Source organism: Methanothrix soehngenii GP6, from assembly GCF_000204415.1.
GTDB lineage: Archaea > Halobacteriota > Methanosarcinia > Methanotrichales > Methanotrichaceae > Methanothrix > Methanothrix soehngenii.
Genome location: NC_015416.1, coordinates 595,408 through 618,968, shown reverse-complemented (window position 1 = coordinate 618,968; position 23,561 = coordinate 595,408). Strand labels below are relative to the sequence as shown.

27 protein-coding genes and 2 pseudogenes are annotated in these 23,561 nt (G+C 53.5%); 6 read left to right on the top strand and 23 right to left on the bottom strand.

The window, feature by feature from the left end; all coding sequences use genetic code 11:
* Nucleotides 1–2 precede the first annotated feature (2 nt).
* The 5 genes from MCON_RS03010 to zupT all read right to left on the bottom strand — a co-directional run bounded on the left by MCON_RS03010 (nt 3) and on the right by zupT (nt 3,676).
* Complete coding sequence (locus tag MCON_RS03010) at nt 3–362, bottom strand: NifB/NifX family molybdenum-iron cluster-binding protein (RefSeq protein ID WP_013718571.1); 360 nt, start codon at nt 360–362, stop codon at nt 3–5.
* A complete protein-coding gene (locus MCON_RS03005; RefSeq protein ID WP_013718570.1) occupies nt 362–841 on the bottom strand; it encodes a NifB/NifX family molybdenum-iron cluster-binding protein in 480 nt (159 codons plus the stop codon). Before MCON_RS03005 ends, MCON_RS03010 begins: the two co-directional genes overlap by 1 nt.
* Before the next feature lie 118 nt (nt 842–959).
* Entirely contained in the window at nt 960–2,198 is a 1,239-nt protein-coding gene (locus MCON_RS03000) for a cation diffusion facilitator family transporter (RefSeq protein WP_048131758.1), read from the bottom strand.
* An 18-nt stretch (nt 2,199–2,216) separates the two neighbouring features.
* Nucleotides 2,217–2,873 (bottom strand): DUF2202 domain-containing protein, encoded by a 657-nt coding sequence (locus tag MCON_RS02995; protein WP_048131756.1) that lies wholly within the window; start codon nt 2,871–2,873, stop codon nt 2,217–2,219.
* Nucleotides 2,874–2,917: 44 nt separating this feature from the next.
* Nucleotides 2,918–3,676: a zinc transporter ZupT gene (gene zupT / locus MCON_RS02990; RefSeq protein ID WP_013718567.1), complete on the bottom strand. Its 759-nt coding sequence runs from the start codon at nt 3,674–3,676 to the stop codon at nt 2,918–2,920.
* 68 nt (nt 3,677–3,744) lie between these two features.
* On the opposite strand from zupT, the gene MCON_RS15515 reads away from it, so the two are divergent.
* On the top strand, nt 3,745–4,005 hold the full coding sequence (locus MCON_RS15515; RefSeq protein ID WP_162144971.1) for a hypothetical protein: 261 nt from the start codon (nt 3,745–3,747) through the stop codon (nt 4,003–4,005).
* A 4-nt stretch (nt 4,006–4,009) separates the two neighbouring features.
* Here MCON_RS15515 and MCON_RS02980 read toward each other — a convergent pair whose 3' ends face one another.
* Nucleotides 4,010–4,861 carry a class I SAM-dependent methyltransferase gene (locus MCON_RS02980; protein WP_048131753.1) on the bottom strand — a complete coding sequence of 284 codons (852 nt, stop codon included), beginning with the start codon at nt 4,859–4,861 and terminating at the stop codon, nt 4,010–4,012.
* 53 nt (nt 4,862–4,914) lie between these two features.
* On the opposite strand from MCON_RS02980, the gene MCON_RS02975 reads away from it, so the two are divergent.
* Complete coding sequence (locus tag MCON_RS02975; protein WP_013718565.1) at nt 4,915–5,565, top strand: class I SAM-dependent methyltransferase; 651 nt, start codon at nt 4,915–4,917, stop codon at nt 5,563–5,565.
* Nucleotides 5,566–5,609: 44 nt separating this feature from the next.
* Here MCON_RS02975 and MCON_RS02970 read toward each other — a convergent pair whose 3' ends face one another.
* From MCON_RS02970 to MCON_RS02955, 4 genes are read right to left on the bottom strand one after another with little or no spacing between them, the layout of a single operon-like run.
* Nucleotides 5,610–5,942: a CGGC domain-containing protein gene (locus MCON_RS02970; RefSeq protein ID WP_013718564.1), complete on the bottom strand. Its 333-nt coding sequence runs from the start codon at nt 5,940–5,942 to the stop codon at nt 5,610–5,612.
* A 42-nt stretch (nt 5,943–5,984) separates the two neighbouring features.
* On the bottom strand, nt 5,985–6,716 hold the full coding sequence (locus tag MCON_RS02965) for an ABC transporter permease (RefSeq protein WP_013718563.1): 732 nt from the start codon (nt 6,714–6,716) through the stop codon (nt 5,985–5,987).
* A 5-nt stretch (nt 6,717–6,721) separates the two neighbouring features.
* Entirely contained in the window at nt 6,722–7,708 is a 987-nt protein-coding gene (locus MCON_RS02960) for an ABC transporter ATP-binding protein (RefSeq protein WP_013718562.1), read from the bottom strand.
* A 32-nt stretch (nt 7,709–7,740) separates the two neighbouring features.
* On the bottom strand, nt 7,741–8,601 hold the full coding sequence (locus MCON_RS02955) for a 4Fe-4S binding protein (RefSeq protein WP_013718561.1): 861 nt from the start codon (nt 8,599–8,601) through the stop codon (nt 7,741–7,743).
* A 208-nt stretch (nt 8,602–8,809) separates the two neighbouring features.
* Here MCON_RS02955 and MCON_RS17055 point away from each other — a divergent pair.
* Nucleotides 8,810–9,229 (top strand): annotated as a pseudogene (locus MCON_RS17055) (HEAT repeat domain-containing protein); the annotation flags it as partial.
* A 1,417-nt stretch (nt 9,230–10,646) separates the two neighbouring features.
* Here the strand turns inward: MCON_RS17055 and MCON_RS17050 are convergent.
* The 6 genes from MCON_RS17050 to MCON_RS02925 all read right to left on the bottom strand — a co-directional run bounded on the left by MCON_RS17050 (nt 10,647) and on the right by MCON_RS02925 (nt 14,453).
* Entirely contained in the window at nt 10,647–11,153 is a 507-nt protein-coding gene (locus MCON_RS17050) for a metal-dependent transcriptional regulator (RefSeq protein WP_083804650.1), read from the bottom strand.
* Entirely contained in the window at nt 11,150–12,874 is a 1,725-nt protein-coding gene (locus MCON_RS02945; protein ID WP_048131750.1) for a ferrous iron transporter B, read from the bottom strand. The genes MCON_RS17050 and MCON_RS02945 overlap by 4 nt, the downstream gene beginning before the upstream one ends.
* Nucleotides 12,871–13,107 carry a FeoA family protein gene (locus MCON_RS02940; RefSeq protein WP_013718558.1) on the bottom strand — a complete coding sequence of 79 codons (237 nt, stop codon included), beginning with the start codon at nt 13,105–13,107 and terminating at the stop codon, nt 12,871–12,873. Before MCON_RS02940 ends, MCON_RS02945 begins: the two co-directional genes overlap by 4 nt.
* A gap of 368 nt (nt 13,108–13,475) precedes the next feature.
* Nucleotides 13,476–13,730 carry a type II toxin-antitoxin system RelE family toxin gene (locus MCON_RS15505; protein ID WP_013718557.1) on the bottom strand — a complete coding sequence of 85 codons (255 nt, stop codon included), beginning with the start codon at nt 13,728–13,730 and terminating at the stop codon, nt 13,476–13,478.
* Nucleotides 13,714–13,947 carry a type II toxin-antitoxin system RelB family antitoxin gene (gene relB / locus MCON_RS02930; RefSeq protein WP_013718556.1) on the bottom strand — a complete coding sequence of 78 codons (234 nt, stop codon included), beginning with the start codon at nt 13,945–13,947 and terminating at the stop codon, nt 13,714–13,716. Before relB ends, MCON_RS15505 begins: the two co-directional genes overlap by 17 nt.
* A 320-nt stretch (nt 13,948–14,267) precedes the next feature.
* Complete coding sequence (locus MCON_RS02925) at nt 14,268–14,453, bottom strand: MM0924 family protein (RefSeq protein WP_013718555.1); 186 nt, start codon at nt 14,451–14,453, stop codon at nt 14,268–14,270.
* A 258-nt stretch (nt 14,454–14,711) separates the two neighbouring features.
* On the opposite strand from MCON_RS02925, the gene MCON_RS02920 reads away from it, so the two are divergent.
* A complete protein-coding gene (locus MCON_RS02920) occupies nt 14,712–15,740 on the top strand; it encodes an ABC transporter substrate-binding protein (protein ID WP_013718554.1) in 1,029 nt (342 codons plus the stop codon).
* 37 nt (nt 15,741–15,777) lie between these two features.
* On the opposite strand, the gene MCON_RS16600 is transcribed toward MCON_RS02920, so the two are convergent.
* The 6 genes from MCON_RS16600 to MCON_RS02895 all read right to left on the bottom strand — a co-directional run bounded on the left by MCON_RS16600 (nt 15,778) and on the right by MCON_RS02895 (nt 21,507).
* On the bottom strand, nt 15,778–15,867 hold the full coding sequence (locus tag MCON_RS16600; RefSeq protein ID WP_232844367.1) for a hypothetical protein: 90 nt from the start codon (nt 15,865–15,867) through the stop codon (nt 15,778–15,780).
* Nucleotides 15,868–15,989: 122 nt separating this feature from the next.
* Complete coding sequence (locus MCON_RS02915; RefSeq protein ID WP_013718552.1) at nt 15,990–16,724, bottom strand: ABC transporter permease; 735 nt, start codon at nt 16,722–16,724, stop codon at nt 15,990–15,992.
* Nucleotide 16,725: 1 nt separating this feature from the next.
* Nucleotides 16,726–17,577 carry an ABC transporter ATP-binding protein gene (locus MCON_RS02910; protein WP_048132839.1) on the bottom strand — a complete coding sequence of 284 codons (852 nt, stop codon included), beginning with the start codon at nt 17,575–17,577 and terminating at the stop codon, nt 16,726–16,728.
* A 22-nt stretch (nt 17,578–17,599) separates the two neighbouring features.
* The gene (locus MCON_RS02905) at nt 17,600–19,660 is read right to left on the bottom strand and encodes a putative cobaltochelatase (RefSeq protein ID WP_013718550.1); all 2,061 of its coding nucleotides are present in this window, start codon (nt 19,658–19,660) and stop codon (nt 17,600–17,602) included.
* A 9-nt stretch (nt 19,661–19,669) separates the two neighbouring features.
* Nucleotides 19,670–20,452, bottom strand: coding sequence for an ABC transporter ATP-binding protein (locus tag MCON_RS02900; RefSeq protein ID WP_013718549.1), 783 nt, complete (start codon nt 20,450–20,452; stop codon nt 19,670–19,672).
* Entirely contained in the window at nt 20,446–21,507 is a 1,062-nt protein-coding gene (locus MCON_RS02895) for a FecCD family ABC transporter permease (RefSeq protein ID WP_013718548.1), read from the bottom strand. The genes MCON_RS02900 and MCON_RS02895 overlap by 7 nt, the downstream gene beginning before the upstream one ends.
* A gap of 396 nt (nt 21,508–21,903) precedes the next feature.
* On the opposite strand from MCON_RS02895, the gene MCON_RS02890 reads away from it, so the two are divergent.
* Nucleotides 21,904–22,239 carry a hypothetical protein gene (locus MCON_RS02890; protein ID WP_013718547.1) on the top strand — a complete coding sequence of 112 codons (336 nt, stop codon included), beginning with the start codon at nt 21,904–21,906 and terminating at the stop codon, nt 22,237–22,239.
* Nucleotides 22,240–22,285: 46 nt separating this feature from the next.
* A pseudogene (locus tag MCON_RS17045) lies at nt 22,286–22,483 on the top strand (hypothetical protein); the annotation flags it as partial.
* Here MCON_RS17045 and MCON_RS15045 read toward each other — a convergent pair.
* On the bottom strand, nt 22,450–23,544 hold the full coding sequence (locus tag MCON_RS15045; RefSeq protein ID WP_013718546.1) for a radical SAM/SPASM domain-containing protein: 1,095 nt from the start codon (nt 23,542–23,544) through the stop codon (nt 22,450–22,452). The pseudogene MCON_RS17045 and the gene MCON_RS15045 overlap by 34 nt on opposite strands.
* Nucleotides 23,545–23,561: the final 17 nt, after the last annotated feature.

Genomic DNA, 23,561 nt, shown 5'->3' with positions numbered 1-23,561 from the left:
GACTAATGCTTATGATCCTGACAGGCGTTATCAGGGCTGGCTCGGCTCAGCACATCCTCTCTCCAGTCATCGATGGCATCCTTGACTGTGCCTGTAGCACCTACGAACACGTCTATGCCCGCCTCGCTGAAGGCCATGACCGCCTTAGGACCCAGGCCGCCTACAATCAGCACCTGCACGCCCTCGGCAAATATGGTCTCTGTGGGCAGGCCCGTCCCACCCATGTGCTCCGATACATTGGGCAGTACGCAGATCTCATTGTCATTCAGGTCCACCACGGTGAAGGTGGGAGCCCGTCCGAAGTGCTGGCAGATGGCCTCATCCAGGCCGGAATTGCCCATGGTGGGGACGCAGATCTTCATTAAAACTGCCCTCCTCTGCCAGCTCCCCGGCCACCGCCTCGTCCCATGCCCTGGCCGCCGCCCCTTCCAGCGCCGCCACCTCGCCCCATGCCCTGACCGCCCTGACCACCCGGGCCCATGCCGGCATGAGCGGGTACGGATGCACCAGCGATCTTTTGAAGCTCGCCACGCTTGAACTTCTCCACCACGTCTCTGACGCTACCTGCTCCCTGATACTGATAAACATCGATATTGGCTGCGGAGAGGGTCTGCATGGCATTGGGGCCGACGTTTCCGGTGATAAGAGCTGCTGCTCCCTGCCTGGCTATCTCCTGGGCAGCCTGTATGCCAGCGCCGCTGGTTGCATTGACATTAGAGTTAGCAATGGATATCTCGCTCATGCTTTCTGTATCTACTATCACAAAAAAGGGACAACGCCCAAACCTGGGATCCATGGGAGCATCAAGGCCCGATGCTCCTGCAGTAACACTTACCTTCATTAAACCTCACTGATTCTGATTTTTCGAACACATCATGCTCTTGTTCTGGCCGTTCTGCTCCTGCCGACAAATGTCGATGAGATGGAAAGAGCAATTACGCTTATATGCGATATTGTATTTAAAGATTTGTACGATTCCTTTCCGCCTCCAATAGATCTGCCATCAGCTCCTCCAGGGTTTCGGCATCCGTCTGCACCGTCTCTACACCCGCTTCCGCAAAGGCATAGCCAGGTCCTTTGCCCTCCAGGCCCTCTATAGAGAAGACGACATCTGGCTTGAAGCCTAGAAGGAACTGGGCCACCTTCAGGCCCTTGCCCTTGCTCAGATCCTTATGGGGATTGGCTATGATCTCCTGCCGGACAAGTTTCATCTCCTCAAAATCCATCTCTACTAGGGCGAAATAACTGGATTCACCAAAATGCCTGCTCAGCCTTCCACCCATATCTGCCAGAGGAGCCGCGTATCTGCGCCGGCTCTCTACAATGGGCTCATAATGAATCTGCACCCGATCCACCTGCGGTAGCTCTCTTTTAATCCTTGACTCGATCCTCTCGCTGGCCAGGTGGGCCCTCTTCAGATCGACCAGCCTTAGGATTAGATCGGCCTGGACAAAGAGATAACGTCCGGAGTTCCTGGCCACCAGCTCTTTGATGGATACAACCTCAGGAGCCTCCAGAATCAGGGCCCGGATCCTCTTCAGAGTCTGTGCGTCCACTGAGGCATCCAGCAGGACCCGCATGCCGTCGACCAGAATTCCCCAACCCTCCTTGACGATCACCAATGCGATTATCACCGCCGCAATCCTGTCCAAAGGAAGAGAGATGCTCTGAGCGATCAGAGCGAGGAAGACCAGGGAGGAGGTGAGGACATCGGCCTTATGCTGCACCCCATCGGCAATCAGGCTGGGCGATCCGGTCCTCTCTCCAACTTTGATCTGGAAGCTGCCGAATAGATAGGGAAGAGGAATTATCGCTGCCACGGCATAGAGCACCCATCCCTGATAATTGATGGGCAGAGCTTCCCCTCGCACCGCCTCCAGGACGATCTCATAAGCGGTAAGAAACAGCAAGAAGGATATGGCGATGGATGCCAGGTTCTCCACCTTATAAAGCCCCAGAGGAAAACTTTCGCTCTTCCTCTCGGAGATCTTCACCCCCAGGATCAGGGCCAGCGAGGCCATAACATCCACCGTGGAGTGAATGGCATCCGCTCGCAAGGCCAGGCTCCCGGATAGGGCGGAGAGAGTGAGCTTGGCCGCCACCAGGGCCAGGTTGAAGAGCAGAGAGTAGAGGGCTACTCTCAGCACGGAAGGGGCCTGGACGGGATCTATTTCGCGGCTAGCTTGCCCAGATGCCATAGATCCTTTGCAGTAGCTTCAGGCTTCCATTATGCTGCGGTACTCCTCCTCCGATAGGTACTGAGGAGTGTACTCGACCCTCTGCCTTTCCAGGTTATTGACAAATGCCCGGAGATGGTTCTCCGATCCGCGCAATAAATTGGCATACACGAGAAGTATGTCCTCTTTATCCGTTTGCGCCATATATTCCTCCAAATCGAGGATATCTATCTCCTCTATGGCCGCTCCCGCCATGAGGGCGTCACTGACCGAAGTGCTTCCCTTGGCCAATAGATCATTGTAGAGATCCTGCAGGGTTTCATTGGCAAACTCGCCCTCTCCCATCCTGGGATCAGGCAGGGAATACCTATCAAGAAGCCTTTTTACCGCCGCCTGATGAGTTAGCTCTGCCCTTCCGATGTTCTCGAAGACGCGCATATCCCACATTTCATCCAGTGCCGAATAGACGTCGCCCGCCAGCTTCTCCTCCTCAATCATAAATAGAAGGCCATCGACCTCTGCCTGGGTAAGCTCTCCGGATGGCTCTCCAGCCAGGGCCAGCACCAAAGCACTCTCATTTATCTCACCGTTCGATATCTCATCATCAGGAATCAAAAGATTCTGATCGGACGCATTTGCCCAATTCGAGGCTGCCAGGAGCAGCAGAAATAGGCTGCACAGGAATATCCGTTTCATTTCCATTCTCCATCCTTTCGTATTCATTATAATTCCAATAGGATTTATAGTGATTCCATCAAGACCAATCCCGCCATCATCACCAAAAACCCGGCGATAAGGCCTATGTTTGTGGTATGCTCGCCACCATATCGGTTGGCTATGGGAATGAGCTCGTCAAAGCTGAGGAATACCATGATTCCCGCGACCATTGAGGTGGCGGCAGCCAGTAGCCAGTCGTTTAGGAATGGATAGAGGATCAGGATGGCCAGAACCGCTCCCAGGGGCTCAGTCATTCCCGCAGCAAAGGAGATCAGACAGGATTTCCTCCGGTCGGATGTGGCGCAGTAAAGGGGAATGCTGCAGGCCAGGCCCTCAGGGATGTTATGGATGGCTATGGCAATGGCCACAGGCACGCCCAGCCGCAGGTCGGCCAGGGAGACCAGGGCCACAGTCATTCCCTCAGGCAGGTTATGGATGGCGATGCCGATGGTGGTCATGATCCCGCTCCGGTAGAGCCTGTCGCATTGGGAGTCCACCTGGCCATCCATGTGAATATGGGGAATGAGGTGGTCGAGCAGATAGATCAGCACCAAACCCATCAGAAAGAAGAGATTGGCATAGCCGAAGCCCAGGACGATCCTGGAGCTGCAGAAGAGGTCCACAAATCCCACGTAGACCATCACTCCGGCAGCAAAGCCCAGGCTCAGCGAGAGATAGCGCATGTCTGGCCGGGGAATGAAATAAGAGATCAGACTTCCTATTCCCGTGGCCAGGCCGGCAAAGAGGCTCAGAGCCAGGGCGATGAGGATATTACCTTCCACAGTAGATCTATGGCGAGAATATATTTCAATTTGCTGCCTGGACCGAATGGAGGTTTCCTCCAAAAGGATTGAGCTGGTCCAAGGCTGCTGTAAAGGGGGTTTGGAAAGAGGCGATATCATCTGCTGCTGCCCCATCTGGAGCGATGACCGGACCAAACATGTTGGTGGTGTTGCAGAGAAGGGGGAGACAGAAAAGGGTGACTAGCATCGCCTTTTTCATTGATCTTGAGGAATGGATTGTCGCCCGGATACCGTGGGGGTATCCGATTCCACCTATTGCTGGCCACACCATAGAATCCTCAAAGGAGACAATCGCTGTTTTCGACTAAAATCTCAATTTGCAATAATCAAACTGCCCGCCGCCACCCGCCCTGTGAATATGGTGTAGGTGATAAAACCATAGTAGTATTGGTTAGCGGCGATGAAATCAGCTGAGCAATTCGAGCATAAAACCCGAAAGTTCTCTCTTTCCTTTTCAGGCAGCTCCTCCGCCGCCCTTCCCCATAGCATCTGAAAGCACAGCTGTAGATCATCCTGGGCCTGATCGCTTAGGGGCCCCTGAATATCGGCCACGAACGTCCGGCCTCTGATATCCATTAATCCCGCCTCATTCATCCAGAGGGGGGCAGAGAGGATATGAGCTCTCGGGTCCCAGCCCTCCTGGAAGGGATAGCATGCCACAAGGGTGGCATTAAGCCTGGCCTCCAGCAAAGGGTGGCCAGGAAGGAGCTTTTGAGATGACCAGAAGAGGAGGGCAACTGTTCCCCCGGGCCTTGTCACCCGCACCAACTCCTCCAGGGCGGGTAAAGGATTCATTCCCAGGAATCCCTGCGACCTGGGGCCGGGCCACAGGCAGTCGGCGCACCAGACCCAGTCGAAGATATGATCGGGGAAGGGTATGGAGCACACATCTCCCTGCAGGAAAGCCAGCTCGCCCTTCAGCCCTGCACTCTTCGCGGATTCAATTGCCCTGACCAAGCCCTCCTTGCAGATGTCAATGCCAAATACACATCCATCTGGCTTTGCCGCCCTGGCGAGCCACAGGCTGTGATCTCCATTTCCACAAGCGACATCAAGCCCCCGGCTGCCAGGGACCAGCGGGAGAAGAGATATGGCAGAACTTACCGCCGGCTCGGTCAGGCGGTGCATGGCCGAGGCTAGGCTCAGATAGTCCAGATCCGTCATCAAAGGACTGTTGCCGCCTCAAATGTTAAAGCTATTCCATACTTCATACTATTATGGATAGCATAGAGGTCTTTGAAGAAAATGCGGCAGAGTATGATGAATGGTATGATGAGAACCCAGCCGCCTACATTTCCGAGATCCAGGCCTTGAGATCGCTCATCCCATCTTCTGGAACCGGCTTGGAGGTTGGGGCGGGAACAGGCAGATTCGCCGCTCCTCTGGGCATCAAGATCGGTGTGGAGCCCGCGCAGGCGATGGCGAAGAGGGCAAGAGCAAGGGGGATCGAGGTCATCTATGCGCTGGCAGAAGCGCTTCCTTTTCGGGATGAGTCCTTCGATTTCGTCTTGATGGTGACCACCGTATGCTTTCTTGATGATCCCCTCCTTGCCTGTCAGGAGGCGAAGAGGACTCTTGTGCCCGGCGGCAGTCTCATAATAGGGATGATCGACCGGGATAGCCCGGCGGGAAGGGATTATGATAGAAAGAAAACCACCAGCAAATTCTACAAATTCGCCCGATTTCGTTCTGCCGATGAGGTCATGAGCTGGCTGAAGGATCTCGATTTCTATGATATTCTAACCCGTCAGACCATATTTAAAAATTCAAAGACGGGTGCAGTTGACGCAGAGCCGTTTACAGAGGGGCATGGCAGAGGGGCCTTCCTGGCCCTCTCCGCCCGGAAGAGGGACAGGCCTCAGAAGTGACAGAATGAGATGGCCTAATTCTTCCATTGCTATTGTGCCCATTGCTAATGCGTCCACTCGATTATCTTCACCTCAGGACCGATCTTTTTAGCGATGCACTCCTTGATCTCCTCGAAGTGAGGGCAGGGAAAGCCGATCGGATTGCCCTTGCTGATGCAGGAGGCAATGACTATCGCCTCTGCTCCCCGATCAACCATCATCTTCGCCCTGGGAACTGCTCTCTTTCCCGGACATCCGCCGCAGGAAAGAAAGCCGACGATCTCAACCGGCCCCGTATCCGCAAAAGCCATCTTCCCCTCTGATGCTACCACAAAGTCCATCGTCCCCGGACACATATCCTCAGTCTGCTGACATCTTATGACGCCCACCTTAATCATTTCATTCACCTCATTCGCGCAATTAATAGGCTCTGCATTTTGCTACCGAAACCTCCTGTGCAGCAGGCTGATTGCTGGAAGCAGAAACAGAATCATAAAAACGAGAAGGGCTGCAAAGTCCTGCCACAAAAGAGAATCCCCATGCTCAAAGAAAGAAATCCTCAGTCCCTGCACAGTGTATGTCAGAGGCAGGAGCCTTGCCAAGAGCTGCAGCCCATCGGGCAGAGCGGAGATCGGATACACCACCCCGCAGAGGAAGACCATGAGGAATCTGGGAAGATTGAGCAACGTCTGAGCCTCAAATACCTCCTTGACAGAGACGCTGAAGAGAGCCCCCATGGAGGAGAAGACCATCAGAGATGGGACTGCTATTATGGCCAGTCCCAGGATGTCAGGATGAAGATCCATATAGAGAATAGATGCCGCTGCTACGATCGCCGTGGTAAAGAGGCCGAAGAGAAAGCCGCCCAACACCTTTCCTAATAGGACTGAGGTTATGCCTATCGGTGCTAAAAGCAGCCTCTCCAGGGTGCCCAGACGCAGCTCGAAGTTGATGACCACGGCCTCAGCGGCCGTAGTGCTGAATACGATGGTCATGGCCAGGAGGCCTGGCACCAGCTCGGCAAAGTCCCCTGGGCTGCGCAGATAGAAGGCCAGCGTCCAAGCTAGTGGAAAGACCATTCCCCAGCTCAGCGCTGGCGGCTTGAGGTAATAGGTTCTCATATCCTTGATGGCGATATGATAGATTCCTCGCAACTCATCCTGCCAGGCCACCGCCCTCACCCCCTCCCCTTGCCAGGGCTCTTCTCTGCCGCCATAACCTGAGGAGAAAGGCCAGCGACTTTGATGAAGGCATCCTCCAGGCTGGGCCGGATGGTAGATGCAGCCTCAATGCCGATGCCGATGTCTCTTGAGAACTGGAATATGGTATCGAATATCTGGGCCGGATCGCCCCCGTAAATCCGGATCCTGCGGGGGTCCAAAAAGGCGGCCTTTGCCTTCCCCAGTCTGCTTTCCAACTCTTTCGCCAGGGGCAAGATATCTCCCCGGAAGGTGAACTCGACCAGCGACTCCGTCTGCACCAGGCGCTTGAGCCCGGCAGGGGTATCGATCCTCACGATCCTGCCCCGAACCAGTATGGCTATGCGATCGCATAGGAGGTCTGCCTCCTCCAGATAGTGCGTGGTGAGAAAGATGGTCAGGCCCTTATCACTCAATCCGGAGATGAGAGCACGCAAGGACCTGGCTGCGGCCGCATCCAGGCCGGTGGTAGGCTCATCCAAGAAGAGTAGACGGGGCTGGTGTATCAGGGCGGCAGCAATGGTAAGAGCCCTCTTCATTCCCCGAGAGAAGGCAGAAAACCGATCGTTTCTTCTCTCATAAAGGCCGAAGTCTCGAAGTAGCTGCTCTGCCCTCGGCTTTTGCTCCTCATGCGGCACACCGTAGAGCTGGGCCATGAAGAGGAGATTATCAAGAGCTGACAGCTCATCGTAGAGGTTTGATACATCCGGCACCACGCCCATGTATCTCTTGGCCTGGTTGATTCCAGCTGGAAGATGGTAGCCCAGAAGGCTGGCACTGCCCTCATCGGGCTGGGCGAGGCCGACCAGCATGCGAATGGTGGTGGTCTTTCCCGAGCCGTTGGGGCCCAGAAAGCCGTAGATCTCTCCCTCAGTTACCTGGAAGCTGATATGATCTACTGCCAGCAGCTCTCCATAGCGCTTAACAAGTCCATCCACCAGTATGGCCGGCTCTTCTCTCGACATTCAGGATCAACCCTTTTGCTCTTGCCAAGCTTTTAGCTCAGGACTCTTCTCTTGAACTCCTCAAAGCCGATGGAGTTTATGAACTCCCTCATCCTCATGCCCGGCTTCGCCCCCTCCTTGTAGACCTGCAGTATTCGCTCTATGAGAGGAATGATCCTTTCTCTAGGCACCATATCGCAAAGGACCCAGCCCTCATGAGGTGGCCAGCTTCCTCTCCCGCCCACGAGCATGATGTACCCCTTCTCTGCCGAGTACTTGGCCGCCTCGGGGCAAACGGCCACACACCGACCACACCGGACGCACTTGTCGTAATCGATGATTGCCTTTTCCTCGACTATCTTCGTTGCTCCCACCTTGCAGACCTCAACGCATTTGCCGCAGCCGGTGCATTTCTCCAGGTCGATCTGGGGCAGGACTCTGCCCATCAGGCCGATCTCATTGAACTGCGGCCTGGTGCAGGGGAATGCACAGCCTCCGATGGCTACCTTCAGAGGCCCCGGGGTCTTCTCGCCGGTGAAGCGGTCGCCGATCTCCCTTGCCAGGGTGATGGTCTCCGCCACCGCCTTGTAGCAGTAGTCGGTGCCAAGGCAGGAGACCACATTGCGAAAGACCATTCCAGCCGAACCGGGATTCAAGCCCACCTCTTTAAGCTCAGCCAGGGCGGGTTCCAGATTCTCCTCCTGGATTCCCAGGATCAGAACCTCCTGGCGCACAGTGAAATGGACGCGCGAGCCGTACTTGGAAGCAACCTCGCCAATCCTCTGCACCTGCTGAGCAGTGAGCAATCCACCCGTTACCTGCAGCTTTATCTCGAACTTTCCGTCCCTTCTCTGAAAGACCGCCGGCATGTTTTTGTATATTACCGGCTTTGGAATTCCTCGCCCTTGGACCATCTTGATCTCCTCCTTTGTAAAAATGCGCTCACCTCTCACAGCGGTGGACGCTTTTATAGGTTAATAATTGCGTTAATAAATATAGCTGCTGGCCAAAACCAGAACCTTCTGAGCTTGGACCCAGGAATAGAATTAAGTATATATTCGCATCAGCTACAAACATGCTATATGGGTCGCTGGTAAGCTCATAAACAGGATGATCTGATAGATGCTCCTTCAGAGGTCTAACGAGATCGATATTGTGAAGACCGACCAGGAAGGGGCGCCCTTGAGGAGATCGACAATGGAGTGCCCAGACCGGGAGAGACAGGATCTGGTGAGACCGGCGCTGAAAAGACTGGTCCCGAAAAGACCGGTACTGGAAGGGTTTATTCTGGAAAGATCGGCCCTGGAGAGAATGGCCCTGGACAGGAGCCTGGACCACCGCATTCGTTACAGAGCAGTGAGAGCTTTGGGCCAGTTGAAGGATCCTCTATCAGAGGAAGTGCTGATCAGGGCTCTCGATGATGATTATCCCATCGTAAGGCATATGGCAGTCTCCGCTCTGGCCGGGATGGGGACGGACTCAGCTGCGTCCAAGCTGGAAGAGATGCTAGGCAGCAAGAGCAATTGTCTCAAAAGCATGGCCGCTCGGGCACTGATAGAGATAGCTGGCGTTCCTGATAGCCGCCTGGAGAACCTGGAGCTGCTATTCAAGCTGCTCAGCTCGGGAGACGAACGGGTGGAGAAGGCGATCCTGCAGATAGGAGATGAAGCCATCCCCTTTTTACTATCCAGGCTCGATCTTGGCTCCACTATCGTGCGCCAGCATGCAGCCCTCGTTTTGGCATTACGCATCAGAAGAGCAATCGATCATCTTCCACCTGGATGGGATCCATTTCCCTGGCTGGCCAGCCACGATATAGCCCCGCAGTCGATATCCGACCTCTACCGCTTCGACATCATCCGCGAGGGAGCTCTCGCCTATCAGGTGGTGAACACGGGATTCGATGGCATCTCCAGTGCCCTATGCCAGGGCAGTGAGATTCATTTTGCCCGGAGAAGGAGTGCAGAAATAGATAGGGAAATAGAATATCATGGTTATAATCTTACAGAATTTTTCGATAAAGCGGGTATAATCGATATCAACCTGAATGATATTATCCGCCAATATAAAGCCGGCCAGCCGCATAGAATGGGAAGAACCCTCATCGCCCCAATAAATAGAGGATTTTTAGCCCTGAAGATGTGCGTCAATCCAGGAGACGAGAGCCGACTCCTACATGAGATCTGCATGCAAGAGTATCTGAAGAAGCTGCCCGGTCTGCAGGGATTGTCTGTGGAGAGCACACTCCCCTGTCCCCTGAAGGGAATCTATAGAATTAGAGAGATCCCCCGCCACCTGAGAGAAGGGATATGCGCAGCCGAGCCCCATGCCATCGGCTATATTGCAGGCCGGGAGTACTTTGCCTATGTCAATGAGCCGCAGCACTCCATTCAGGTGATGCGCCGGAGCCTCTTGGTCTGTGCGCGGGATCTGGCTCGATTGACCGGCATGGGCTTGATTCATGCCTCATTGATGCCGCTCTATCATAGGAGAGGAGATGGCTCAGAGGAGGACGACGGTTATTGCTGGCAGAGAAAGGTCGCCGGCAGGCTGGAGAAGTGGCTTGAATCATGCCGTTATCCTAACCTCCGTCTATCCGGACTAGCCGATTATGAGCATCTAGAGGTTCATCAGGATATCCAGCCCCAGAGGCTGCAATCGCACATAGGAAGGCACCTCTTCTCCTTGAGCCTGCTACTGGCCAGCTACCTCAAAAACAGCGGCCAGCTGGAGGAGAATACATTGAAAAGCATCCTTGAAGAGTGCTTTATCCAGTATTATAGCACACTGGCAAGAGATCCGCCCGGTCTGGATGAAGCTGTTGATTGGGATCTTCTGGCCGGTCAGATGGTCGAGGAGATGGGATCGAACAAATACAGCGACGGAGATTCAGACAGCCAGCACCTCGGCAGGCCGAGAGGGCCATTCCCCATACCGGCACTGATTAGAGCCATTCATATCATATCCGCCTTTCTGGTGATCCAGATGCAGGCGGGCTCTCATTCCCTGATTTGCCACAGGGGCATTGATCGCAGTCCTCCACCCTCCCGGTCTCGCAGTACTTCTGGAAGCACTCCATCCACCCTGGCCGATCGGGGAAGTGGCCCGCAAACTCCACAAACCTCTCCAGCCGCTCCATGGTCTCCCGGCCCACATGGTGCTCGATCTGGCAGGCATCCCGCTCTGCTACCGCTCGGTCAACGCCGATGATCGCCAGGAAATCGGCAATGGCCTCATGCTTACCATTCAGCTCCAAAGCCAGCCTCCGGCCCGATTCGGTCAGTGTAGCTCCAGCATAGCTCTCATACTGCAGGAATCCTTCCTTTTGCAGCTTCTGGAGCATCTCCGTGGCCGAGGAGGGCTTCACATTCATCTCCGATGCGATCCTGCCGGTCGTCGCCCTCCCTTCCTCCCTTTCCAGGGCAAAGATGACCTCGATGTACTCCTCTACAGTCTTCTTTCTCATTGCACCCCCAACCCCGAGAGAGTCCAGCGCATCGCTCCCCCGGCCAATAGAGCGGTGGCCAGCATAATGGCAGTGGATTTTGCCGTATCCCTCATCCCCAGCTCCCGGATCAGCACAGCAAAGGTGGCCACGCAGGGGAAATAAAGGGAGAGCACTAACGTTGCCACCACCATCTGCTGGGCGCTCAATCCCAGGGGCAAGAGCATTCCCACCGCCAGGTCCTTCCTGAAAAAACCAACCAGAAGAGCAGCTACAGCCTCGCCGGGAATATTCAGCCACCCCTCCATGAAAGGAGCGAATATGGCCCCGATCCACTCTATGAAGCCCACTGTGTAGAGCACATTGACCAGCAGCACCCCCAGAAAGAGGAATGGTATGGCCTCAGAGAGAAACCAGCGAATGCGCATCCAGGTCTTCTTCAGGATCATACCCAGTTCAGGCCTTCGGTAGGGCGGTATCTCCAGAAAGATCTCCGGGCTCTCTCCTTTCACCATCCGGTTCAATATCAGCCCTGCTGCGATATAAACAAGTGCCAGGGTTGCAAAGACCAGGAATACGTATCTCTGGCCATAGGAGCCCAACACTCCGAAGATCATGGCCGATTTGGCAGTGCAGGGCACAGCCAGGCCCAGGAGGGTGGCAGAGATGAAACGCTGCTTTCTGGTCTCCAGGGTCCTGATGGCCAGTGCTCCCGGCACATTGCAGCCCAGCCCAAGGAAGAGGGGTATGATGGCATGGCCGTGCATGCCCAATCGATGGAAGAGGTTATCGGATAAGGTCGCCAGCCTGGGCAAATACCCCGAATCCTCCAGGATGGATAAGACCAGATAGAACCCCACGATATAGGGGAGGACCATGGCCAAAGGAACATAGATGCCCGTGGTCAGAATCCCCATGGACTGGACATAATCGATCTCGCCATCCAACAGCTTGCCGATGATAAAATCATGCAGCATCCCCGGGCCAAGCCCAGAGCTGATGGACATGGCTAGGGGGCGGTAGAGCTCAAAGAGCGGCTCGAAGAGGTGGGAGATCAAGCCCTCGCCGATGAACCTCACCGTGCCGAAGGTGGCGATCAATATCAACAGAGCGATGGGCATTCCCGTCGCCGGCTTGATGGTGGCCTCGCTGATCTTGCTTCCGATTCCAGGATGGCGGTGGGTGACCTTCTGCACCTCTCTGGTTATGCGGCCAATCTGGGTCCACATCTCCTCCTCGCTCAGTGCTTCATCATCCGCAGGGTACCTGGCCTGGTCCAGCCGTCGTACCAGCTCCGCGATCCCCTCTCCAGTGAGGGCAGTGGTGGCAACAACCGGCACCTGCAAGCGGGCCTCCAGCCCATCCAGATCGATCTGTACTCCCGATCTCTTCGCCTCATCCCACATGTTCAGGACGACGATCATCGGCTTCTTGCTCTCCAGCAGCTCCAGGGTGAGGAAGAGGTTCCTCTCCAGGTTGGTGGAATCAACCACATTGACGATCAGATCCGCCCAGCGCAATACCTCTACAGCCACTTCCTCCACCGGACTGGTGGGCTGCAGAGAATAGGTTCCAGGGGCATCTATCAGCTCCACCGGCTCCCCTTGAATGCGAGCCTTGCCACGGGAGAAGTCCACTGTGGTGCCCGGATAGTTGGATGTGATCACCTCTGCCCCGGTCAGACGGGAGAAGACCACGCTCTTTCCGATGTTCGGATTGCCCATCAGAACTATTCGCTTCAATCCTCCACCCTCACCATCACTCTCTGGGCGATGCTCCTGCCCAACGTTATCTGTCTGCCATCTATATCCAGAACCAGAGGTCCGGCAAAGGGATGGATCGCCACCACCCTCAGCCTTTTGCCCTCCCTGATCCCCATGGTCCGAAGCTTTCTCTGAAAAGAGCCGCCCTGGCCCAGCAGTGCCGTAACCTGGGCCACTGCCCCCGCTCTCAGGCTAGTAATTGGCATTTGCATTGTGTATCCCTGTTCTCCCTGACTTTAGGCAAGCCTAAAATAAGTGCATGGCAGATAAACATTTCGGCTTACCTAAAATATGTGGAGTCCCGAAATTAATTTGCAGCTCATCTAAGCCAGGGCACATAGTCCAGAATATGAAGTTGAAAAAGAAGAAGGTCCGTTACATTCTTCGTCAACTCAGGAGTATTGTCTGGAAGGGTAAGGCACTTCAATGGATTCCAGTGGTCGAGGAGATAGGATGGGACAATACTGCTACGGAGATGCCAGCTTTCGGCATCTCTGCATGTCGAGATAAGAGCCCATTCACATTGCCCCGTGCCCGCCACTTAGCTTCTCTTATGGCCGATACTGAAGATGCGAGGGTATCATCTATCGTAGACCTTGTTTCGAGGCCCAATTCTTAAAATAAGTACACCATCTCCGGTTTTTGAGTAAATGACACGATAATCATCAATGCACAGCTTTAAGAGGCCCTTGAACTGTCCTGTAAGGGGGATTCCCGCAGCAGGGTCAGACGCTAGCGTCCCTTCCGTATCCTTGAGAATTCGCTTAGCTATATTTTTATCCAGATGCCTCAGGTCTCGCGAGACCGAAGATTTATATTCAATCTTGCAGGCCAAGAAGCTCCCTCATCTCTCCAGCAGAGACGATCCTGTCGTCCTTGTCATTCATTCGTTCCAGAGCGATGAAGTAATCTGCATACTCTTCCAGATAAGCCTCGATCGCCTTTCGGATGATGTAAGTCTTGGGACGATCGAGCGCACTGGCAAGGTCTTCAAGGCCGCGGGCGATGTCATCGGGAAGCCGAACTGAGGCGGATGTGGAGATTTGAATCACCAGGATAATATTCGTATTACAAGTATATCAATGTATTACATGAGATTGATAGAGGTGGGAGAGTTTTAATATATTGGCGCTCTTCGCCGTATTTATATCTCTTGAAGATCCAAGGTCCAGCAGTTTGACTCAGAGTGGGCAGATGTCGAAGTCCTTCTCAAAGGCGAAAAAGCATGAGTGTTAAGAAGACCACCGAAAGTGAAGAATAAAATACGGCCCTTCTAGCTTCTATTGCAGAAGGCAGTTCTTTGCGCTTTTTTCATCAGGCTCTGATCTGAATGTCGGTGTGCAACCAGAAATCCAGTGAAAGGTTTTGCGGATCATACTTCCCAGGCTGCAACCACCTTTTCCACATTTACGTAATCCCTTCTATCATTATTCTCCAAGACAATGACTCCATCAGCGCTGCCCACCAGTTTGCCACGCATCCTCTCCTTCTCATCTCCCCCGAAGTAGACTTCAATGCTCTTGCCAAATAGATGTTCAGACATAAACTTGTCCAGCATACAAAACTCCTCACGCTCTAAATAGCTCAGCTTCATTGAAATAGTTTGTGGTCTTTTTTGCGAAAAATCACTAATTAAAGAAAATTTAATGAAACTATAATTTACTTGATTAAGCAAATTTGACTGCAATCAATTATTCTTTACAGTGAACTCGACCAAATACTATTTAAGCCGATATCGAATTCAATTATGCTTGAAAAAAGAAAAAATAATTTAATCAGATGAGATCAATCAGAAATATATGAATGGGGTTACCGAATGAGAGCAATCGCTTTATTGATCATAATCGCTGTTATGCTTGTACCTGCATTGGCAGCGGATGAGATGATCGCCATCACCGACGAAGAGGGCAGAAATGTGACTGTGCCCTTCAATCCAAGCAGCATCATATGCCTATCCCCAGGAGCGGCAGAGGTGATCTATGCTCTGGGAGAATCAGATCGGATAATTGCCGTTACCGACGACTGCGATATGCCCCCTGCACTGCTGGAAAAAGAGAGCATCGGGAAGTCCAGTCGAAATGCAGACCTGGAGAGGATAATCGAGCTGAACCCCGATCTGGTGATTGCCAAGACAGGAGGCCTCTTCCCTGAGGAGGACGAGCAAAAGCTGACAGACTATGGAATTCCTGTGCTCAGATACCGCCTTTTGCACATCAACGCCTTGATTCCGATGATCGAGGACCTGGGCAGGATCCTAGGAGAAGAGGAAGATGCCCGAGATATGGCCAATGACATCTCCGGATACTATGATTCCGTCCTGGATCGAACGGGGACGATGCCCGATGAAGATCGGCCTTCGGTCTATTTCATGTCCATGGGCCACTTTGATTGGACGGGCAACCGGGATTCGACGGGACATGTCAGGATAGCAGAGGCAGGGGGCAAAAATATAGCAGCTGACCTGCAAACTAAAGTGCCTCATGTCGATATGGAATGGGTTATCGAGGAAGATCCAGAGGTGATAGTCTACTCCATGACCTCTGAGCAGTACGATGGCACAACTCCTACCATCGAAGAGATGGAGGCCAAGCGAATGGAGATCATCTCCCTGCCTGGGTTTGAGAGCATCGATGCAGTCAAGACGGGACGGGTCTATATCACCGACATTAAGATGGCCAGCGGCCTGTCCGAGATGGCTGCTATGCTCTATTATGCCAAGTGGCTGCATCCCGATCTATTCCAGGATATCGATCCGAGAGCTGTTCATGGAGAGCTGCTGCAGAAGTACTTAAATATGGATATCGAGGACATATACCAGGTCTATCCCGATGCGCCAGTAAAATAGGAAGGGTGATCTATTCCAAAACACCCCCCTCTAATTTTTAAAACAGATACAGAAATAATGGCGCTCCCATGAAGGCGGTCATCGTATCCACCGGAAAATTGGCTGGAGCCATGATGGTCCTGGCCACCCGGTCCTCTCCCAATAGCAGCAGGGCTCCGAAAAGCCCTGGCGCCGGCAAAGCTGATCACGCTGGCGGCGATAAGAGCGGCCAGCATCATTCCTGATATCCTCACCGGCATAGCATGGATTTTAAATGCTGATCCTCCTCAAGACCACCATCCCTCCCGCCAGAAACGCTGCAAAGAAGACCAGAAGTATTAACAAAGAGGTCCAGGGCAGGGGCTGGTCTAGGGCTGCGGCTCGCAGAAACAGGCTGGAATGGGTTAGCGGCAGAGCATAGAGAGCATACTTCAGCCCGGATGGGACCTGGGATAGAGAGAAGAAGGTTCCGCCCAGAAAGGTCATGGGCATCAAGATCAAGCTTGCGAAGGTAGCCATGTCCTCATGAGACCTCGCCAGCAGAGCCGCCAGAACTCCCAGAAAGGCAAATGTAAGGCAGGTCAGAAGAAGACCAACCAGAAAAGGCGAACCGATATGAATGGTAGGTGCGATGAGAAAGGCTACAGCGATAAATACGAAGGAACTCATTAAGCCCCTCACCACCCCGATCATCGCCTTTCCCATGAGCATGGAGGGCAGTCCGATTGGGGCCATGAGACATTCATCAAAGCTCTTGTAGTAGAGACGATCGACGTTGAGCCTCGTGCTTGCGCCGTTGAAGCTGGTGGTCATGGCGGTGAGAGCGATGATTCCCGGTATCACGAACTCGAGATAGCTTGTTCCATTGAGATTTATGCTTCGCCCCAGTCCCCAGCCAAATGCCACCAGATAAAGCAGTGGGCTCATCAAAGTGGTGATGAGGTATCTGGACCAGTGGCGCTTCAGGGTCACAAGGTCCGCCCAAAGTATGTTATAAGCATCCATATTAACTCTCCATGACCTTCTGACCGGTCAGTTCAACAAAGACATCCTCCAGGTTCGACTCTCGCATGGCCAGCTTATTGGTTCCTGGCAGTCCCTGAACGAACTGGGCAGCGAGCGACCTATCGGGAAAATATCTATACTGCGTGCCGTTTCCATTAGTCTGCATCTCGACTGCTACCATTCCCAGCTTCTGGCGGAGACCCAAAGGAGACCCAATGGCAATCATCTTTCCTTTATGAAGGATGCCCACTCTTTCGCATAAGGCCTCAGCCTCCTCGATATAGTGGGTGGTTAAGAAGACCGTTGTACCATCTGAGTTCATTTTCCGAATGAGATCCCAGACCTTTCGACGGGTTTGAGCATCCAATCCCACCGTCGGCTCATCCAGAACTAGCAGCTTCGGCCTGTGGATAAGAGCCCTGGCGATCATGGCTCTCCTCTTCATGCCGCCTGAGACATCATCTATGAGATAGTCTGCGTGCTCGGACAGCTCCACATAATCGAGCAGTTCAGATATCCTTTTCGTTCTCTGTGCTTTGGGCAGATGATGAAGCCTTGCATGAAGCTCCAAGTTCTCAGCGATTGTCAGGTCTTTGTTCAGGCTCAGGTGCTGCTGAACTATGCCGAACTCCAGCTTTACCTTGGATAGGTCCCTGACCACATCAGAGCCGTTGATGAGCGCTCTCCCGGAGGTGGGCTTTGTAAGCGTGGTGAGAATTCGGATTGTAGTAGTCTTTCCGGCACCATTCGGCCCCAGAAATCCGAAGAGCTCTCCGGGATCAACCTGAAGGCTTTGGATATCAACTACCCTTTTTCCGGAGTACTCTTTAATTAGATTCGATATTTCTATCATCCCAATCACAACGCCCAAAAGATCAAGTGTTGGCCTCGAGGAGCAGCTTCTGCTCTTCATCCACAATGCTGTAGAGCGCCTCGGAGCTCAAGCCCGATATCGGATAATATTTTCCGCCGGTCATCTCTGCGATCTCCCGGCAGTAGCCGAGCCTCATCTCCATGAATGACGAATCCACCACCTCGGTATCTATGACAATGGTGTGGACTCCGAGCTGCTTTGTCCTTTCCGAGATTTCCATCAGCTCGTCTTTGATCTTTCCGCCCATTCCCACATTGGCCCTGCCATCGGATACGAGGACCATCATGAGCTTTGTCTCTGCATCTTTCCTCATCTCGCCCTGCAACAGCTGCAATCCGCGGGACAGACCTGCAGAAAGCGGCGTCTTGCCGCCCGTGGGTAGCTCCTTTAGCCTGCTTAAGGCCAGATCCACGCTGGAAGAGGGAGGAAGTATCAGCTCTGCCTCCGTTCCCCTAAAGGCCACCATCCCAATCTTGTCCCTTTTCTGGTAGGATTCCATGAGCAAGGAGAGGACTGCTCCCTTGGCGCTCTCCATCCTCTGCATGGCACCCATTGAGCCACTGCCATCTACCACAAAGAGCAGCATGGCCGACGTCTTTCGCGCCCGCTCCTTCTCTCGAATGTCCTCGCTCTTCACTTTAATGGCATTGGGTCCTGATCTGGCCTTTTGATATGGAGCTGCAGCACGAATGGTGGCATCGATGGCGATATCTTTTCCCTCTTTAGGCATCCTCTGTCTCAGGTACCTTCCGGAGTTTTGCAGTGCAAGGGTGTTTATCCTCCTGCCACTGGTTTTTCTGCGAAAAATCTTGTCCCTCTTTCGAGGCATATTGATCTGCCGCACATCTATTGGCGCTCCGATCTCGAAGATCTGCTCTTGCGGTGATGCAGCCTGAGCCTGATCAGAGTCCTCCTGTTGATCGGAACTCTCGGGCTGTTGCTCCTGTTTTTTCTGCTGGGGAGGCTGCTTTGGTTGCTGCTCTTGCGGCTGTTGCTCTTGTTGCTGTTGCTTTTGTTGCTGCTGGTCTTGCTGCTGCTTTTCCATGGACTTTTCCAGCTTATCTTTGTTAAGGGTCGGCGGCTCAAAGGGCCTGCTCCTCATCCTGTGAGCCAGCGCCAGCTCCATGGCCTTCTTCACATCCTCCTGGTTCGCCTCCGTCCTTCCTTCAAAAGCAGCTATGGTCTTGGCCGTTCTGGAGATCACTATCTCTGCCCTGTGGGTCTTGACCCCCAGGTCGATGCAGGTAGAGGCTATGATTCTCAGAAGATCATCGCTCATAGTCACCCTGCCAAGGATCTCCCTGGCAGCAGAGATCTTCCCCTTAAGACCATCCTGAAGAGCCTGCTGCTCTTTTGAGAAGCCCTCAGGGTCGGCATCAAACCGTTCCGCCGTCTTGGCAATCAGCATTCTCTGATCTACATCCTCGATGCCGACAACATTTACCTGCAGCCCGAATCTGTCCAGCAGCTGCGGTCTCAGCTCTCCCTCCTCGGGATTCATGGTGCCCACAAGGATAAACTTAGACGGATGGGCAACGGACACGCCCTCGCGTTCCACGATGTTCACCCCCATGGCAGCGGAGTCCAGCAGCACGTCTGCCACGTGATCATCCAGGAGATTCACCTCGTCGATGTACAGTATACCCCTGTTGGCAGCAGCCAGAATTCCCGGCTCCAGGGCCCGGATTCCCTCTTTGATTGCCCTTTCTACATTCAACGATCCCACAACCCGATCCTCTGTTGCACCCAGGGGAAGGTCGATCACCGGGGTCTTGCGTGAAGCTTCTTTAATCTGGCCTCTCTGACTCCTGTCAAAGCAAAGGTCGCACATCTCCTCCACATTTCTGGGATTGCAGTTGAAAGGGCAGTCCTCTACCACAACAATATCCTCAAGGAGGTCAGCTAGGGCTCGCACAGCGGTTGATTTAGCGGTTCCTTTATCACCTCTTATCAGCACGCCGCCTATGCGCGGATTGATCGCATTCAGGATTAATGCAAACTTCATGTCCTCCTGGCCCACAATGGATGTAAAAGGAATGGTCCTTCTTTTGATATGATGCATTTCTTCACCTTATGCTACGCCTTCGTTAAGTGATCGCAAAGGAACGATGTACGGCCTGTCGAGGTTATTCATCACCACGGCCTCGACTCCGTACACATCCCGGATATTCTTGGCATTTAAAAGATCAATAGGTTCTCCTGCTGCGTAGATCTTTCCGCCTTTCAGGATCGCCAGCTTGTCCACGAACATGGAGGCCAGATTCAGATCATGAAGTGCCATGACCGCAGAGATCTTCTTCTCTTTGACCAGGGACGATATCGTCTCCATGACCTCGAGCTGGTGTTTCATGTCCAGACTTGAGGTGGGCTCATCCAGTAGCAGCACCTCCGGCTCCTGGGCCAGAGCCCTGGCAATCAGAACCTTCTGCTTCTGACCCCCGGATAGCTGGGAGAAGTCCCTCATGGCCAAATATTCCAAATGCAAAAGCCCCAGGATATCTGCTACCTTATCGAGATCGGAGTCTGATACGCGCCAGCTTATATGCGGCCTCCTGCCCATGAGAACTGTATCAAAAACGGTAGTGGCCAGAGGAGTCGAGCTGGACTGAGGAACATACCCCAGGCGTTTGGCAAGCTCAGTTCTGCTTACAGTATCGATATCTCTGCCATCGATTAATATGCTTCCTTTGGGCTTGAGTATTTTATCCATGCATTTGATCAGAGTGGTCTTGCCCGAGCCGTTTGGGCCGACCAGCCCCAGCACTTCCGAATCCTCGACCACCAGATTGAGGTTGTCCAGGATCATGGAGCCATTGTAGCCGAATGTCAGGCTCTTTATAGTGATATTTACCAAAACACCTTCCTCCTTTTCATGAAGAGATAAACGAAGAACGGGACACCCAAAAACGATGTCATTATGCCCACAGGAAGTATTACCGGCGCGAGGATCGTCCTGGCAAGGGTGTCAGCACCGAGGAGAAGCAGAGCGCCCACCAGGGCCGAGCCCGGCAGAAGAAACCGGTGATCTCCTCCAATTACCATCCTGGTGATATGAGGAGCCACCAATCCCACAAAGCCGATGGTTCCAGTAAAGCAGATTATGCTGGCAGTTATGAGCGAGACCAGCACCATGCTGATAACGCGTGTCCTCTCGACGTTCACTCCCAGGCTCTTGGCAGTCTCGTCACCTGCCCCCATGGCATTGATGTCCCATGACTTGATGATCAGATAAGGTAGACAGACTGCCAGAATTGCTGAAATTATTCCGGCCTTTTCCCAGGAGGATTTGCCCAGGGAGCCCATCATCCAAAAAACGACCTCCTGCACCTGTTCTGCATGTCCAACATACTGCAGAAACGATGTCATGGCACTGAACAGGTACATGATGGCGATTCCTGCCAGGATCAGAGTTTCTGGAGTTATGCCTTTGTACTTGGCAAGGCCGTAGACGGTGAAGGATGCGATCAATGTGAAGATGAACGCATTGCCGATTACCAGGTACTCTCCTCCCACAAATCCGGCACCGAGCACTATGGCCAGGGCTGCACCGAAGCCGGCTGCTGAAGATACGCCCAGGGTGAATTCGCTGGCCAGTGGATTCTTCAAGATGCCCTGCATGGCTGCGCCTGCGATCGCCAATCCCATGCCTGACAGTATGCCCATGAGGATCCGATCGAGGCGGAGGCCCCAGACGATGGTGTTTGCATATGACGTTGATTCAAAGTAGTCGGGAAGAAACCTGGCCATGATGGCAACATAGACCTCCTTAATGCTGAGACTTGCAGAACCGAGGGTGACGGCCATGCTCGCCAGCAATGCGGTCCCCAGCAGCAGTATCAGGAAGAAGAGCGCCCTCTTGCCCATATAGCTCTGGTATTCGCCCATCACCTCAGTCTTTGATAGAGACATAGGCCTCCAGAACGATGCCCAAGCAGATCAAAACCCAGAATTTGTTATCTATCATGCCATTCTTCCATAGTAAACAAAATTGGATTTAATACAAATTAGATTGTATTTAAGCGTTTCGGGAAATTTCGAAAACCTAACCGACTCGAAACCACAACTGCTTCTGTACATGATAATCAGGTTGATAGTAATCGTTGACAGCAGGGTTTACGCCGAATTATTAATGATTTGGGCGCATCGCTGCTGGTTACGCTGAACGGGATGCGGCTGCTGAAGAACGGCCACTGGCGGCAGATCCAAATATCTGTGCATGCATAAACTCCTTCGATGTCCTGATCGCCGGAATCGCCGAGGCGAACGAGGCTGAGGCACAGATCGCAATAAAGAGCAGAGGGTAAAATGGCGGAATACGGTGAATGGAACCGAAAGGGCGCGAGCCTCAGCGATGTGACGGCAAAGAAGGAGTATGGCGTGGACCGGGAGTTCATAATCAAGGGAATCAACGCAGGAAAGCTTGAGTTCCGCGAGGGAAGCATCTATGGAAATCCTTACATCAAGGTCTTGAGACGCCAGCTCGAGGAGTACATCGCCGAAGAGCTAGGGAAAGAGTACCTGAACAAGGCCAAGAACAGGACCGAACTCCGAAAGATCAAGAAGGAGATCGCTGAGGTCGAGTGTAGGTTGGCCTCGCTTAAGCTGGAAAAGACCGCGCTTGAGAGATTGCTGGAAAAATAAGGAGAGATGAAGAGGGCCCTTCGCCAGTGGTGCCTCGATAAGGAGATTGTGCGCCCGGGCCTACCGGGCCGCCTACGAGCGTGAGTGCACGGTCATCGCGGAGAGAGTGCCCAGGATGGCCTCTGGAATCAGAGAGCCGGCAGGCCTGTGGCGGATTCATAACTTTCTGACCGAGAAGCGAAATGAGACTGACGAGAAGTATGACTGCAGCTACTCACTACTGCTCTGGGTCTTTAGCAGGCTGATGGTGGAGGGAGGGATCAGCGAGGATGATCTGAGGTGCCTCATGAAGGCCCTCTTGACGGCGCATTCCACCCTCAAGTTCGATTCAGGAACACAATGTGCCAGGCAAGGCCCGCCGCAAAGCCAGCGATCCCGGCAGGTCCGGCATTCCTGAGGGTCCTGCACAGATCTTCGTGCCCGAACCATTCGCCCTATCAGCCTCTTTGCGAAATCCGGCTCCTCAATATTACCCAGCCGAAGCTCCGGACGGAGCATGGAAGGACAGGCAAAGGCCTCGCCGCCGGGCATTACAACAACAGACCGACAGGCATCAAAGTAGCAATGATGAAGCCTCTCTCTTCCTTCTTCTACAGTATTGCGCATTCTCTCCAGTTCCCTGAATCGCACCAGGCTTCCGCCCATTTGGGCCAGGCCTTCTGCACGCTCTATGGCTGCCTCAATGCCTCTGGAAGCGACGACTGCATCTGGCTGCATTGAGTTATCGCCCCGGCCCGCTTGCCTTAGGAAGTCGATTGCGATTCCCTCAATGTTGCCAAGGTAGCTGCACAGCTCCACGAGCCCCGCAAGCGCCCCAGCATTGGCCCTGGTGAGAACACAGGTCGCGCCGACCCGAATTCCTGCCTCTCTAAGGGCCATAATTCCATTCAGTGCAGATTTGGCGGAGCCGCCACGTCCGCTGGAAAAGGGTCGGATACGATCGTTCACTGATGGAGGGCCATCCAGGCTCACGCCTATTCCGATTTTAAGATCATTCAGCCTTCCGGCAACATCGGAAGTGATGAGGGTGGCGTTGGTCTGAACCTGGCAGGGAACCTGCAGGCCCATCTCATCAAGGTAGTCCACTGCCCTTTCGATCAGGCCAAGGTTAAGAAGGGGCTCGCCGCCTGTGAACTGGATCTTAAAGCCATCGAAGCATTCCGCCATCACGTCGATGGCCCGCCTGGCAGTGACCCAGCCCATCGAGGCTCTCGACTCGCCACCATGGGCATAGCAGTAGCTGCAGCGGAGGTTGCAGTCACTTGTTACGGATAAAGCCAGAAGGCCGGGGCTTTCCTCGGGCATTTTACCAGTTTTAATCC

What these genes read in the sequence shown, in the direction of transcription:
- MCON_RS15045 (WP_013718546.1), bottom strand. Translation starts at nt 23,544, where the DNA reads ATGCCCGAGGAAAGCCCCGGCCTTCTGGCTTTATCCGTAACAAGTGAC.
- MCON_RS02960 (WP_013718562.1), bottom strand. Translation starts at nt 7,708, where the DNA reads ATGTCGAGAGAAGAGCCGGCCATACTGGTGGATGGACTTGTTAAGCGC.
- MCON_RS02890 (WP_013718547.1), top strand. Translation starts at nt 21,904, where the DNA reads ATGGCGGAATACGGTGAATGGAACCGAAAGGGCGCGAGCCTCAGCGAT.
- MCON_RS02920 (WP_013718554.1), top strand. Translation starts at nt 14,712, where the DNA reads ATGAGAGCAATCGCTTTATTGATCATAATCGCTGTTATGCTTGTACCT.
- MCON_RS02915 (WP_013718552.1), bottom strand. Translation starts at nt 16,724, where the DNA reads ATGGATGCTTATAACATACTTTGGGCGGACCTTGTGACCCTGAAGCGC.
- MCON_RS03005 (WP_013718570.1), bottom strand. Translation starts at nt 841, where the DNA reads ATGAAGGTAAGTGTTACTGCAGGAGCATCGGGCCTTGATGCTCCCATG.
- MCON_RS02995 (WP_048131756.1), bottom strand. Translation starts at nt 2,873, where the DNA reads ATGAAACGGATATTCCTGTGCAGCCTATTTCTGCTGCTCCTGGCAGCC.
- MCON_RS17050 (WP_083804650.1), bottom strand. Translation starts at nt 11,153, where the DNA reads ATGAGAAAGAAGACTGTAGAGGAGTACATCGAGGTCATCTTTGCCCTG.
- MCON_RS02895 (WP_013718548.1), bottom strand. Translation starts at nt 21,507, where the DNA reads ATGTCTCTATCAAAGACTGAGGTGATGGGCGAATACCAGAGCTATATG.
- MCON_RS02940 (WP_013718558.1), bottom strand. Translation starts at nt 13,107, where the DNA reads ATGCAAATGCCAATTACTAGCCTGAGAGCGGGGGCAGTGGCCCAGGTT.
- MCON_RS02975 (WP_013718565.1), top strand. Translation starts at nt 4,915, where the DNA reads ATGGATAGCATAGAGGTCTTTGAAGAAAATGCGGCAGAGTATGATGAA.
- MCON_RS03010 (WP_013718571.1), bottom strand. Translation starts at nt 362, where the DNA reads ATGAAGATCTGCGTCCCCACCATGGGCAATTCCGGCCTGGATGAGGCC.
- MCON_RS02925 (WP_013718555.1), bottom strand. Translation starts at nt 14,453, where the DNA reads ATGCTGGACAAGTTTATGTCTGAACATCTATTTGGCAAGAGCATTGAA.
- MCON_RS02910 (WP_048132839.1), bottom strand. Translation starts at nt 17,577, where the DNA reads ATGATAGAAATATCGAATCTAATTAAAGAGTACTCCGGAAAAAGGGTA.
- MCON_RS02980 (WP_048131753.1), bottom strand. Translation starts at nt 4,861, where the DNA reads ATGACGGATCTGGACTATCTGAGCCTAGCCTCGGCCATGCACCGCCTG.
- MCON_RS02970 (WP_013718564.1), bottom strand. Translation starts at nt 5,942, where the DNA reads ATGATTAAGGTGGGCGTCATAAGATGTCAGCAGACTGAGGATATGTGT.
- MCON_RS03000 (WP_048131758.1), bottom strand. Translation starts at nt 2,198, where the DNA reads ATGGCATCTGGGCAAGCTAGCCGCGAAATAGATCCCGTCCAGGCCCCT.
- MCON_RS02905 (WP_013718550.1), bottom strand. Translation starts at nt 19,660, where the DNA reads ATGCATCATATCAAAAGAAGGACCATTCCTTTTACATCCATTGTGGGC.
- MCON_RS02955 (WP_013718561.1), bottom strand. Translation starts at nt 8,601, where the DNA reads ATGGTCCAAGGGCGAGGAATTCCAAAGCCGGTAATATACAAAAACATG.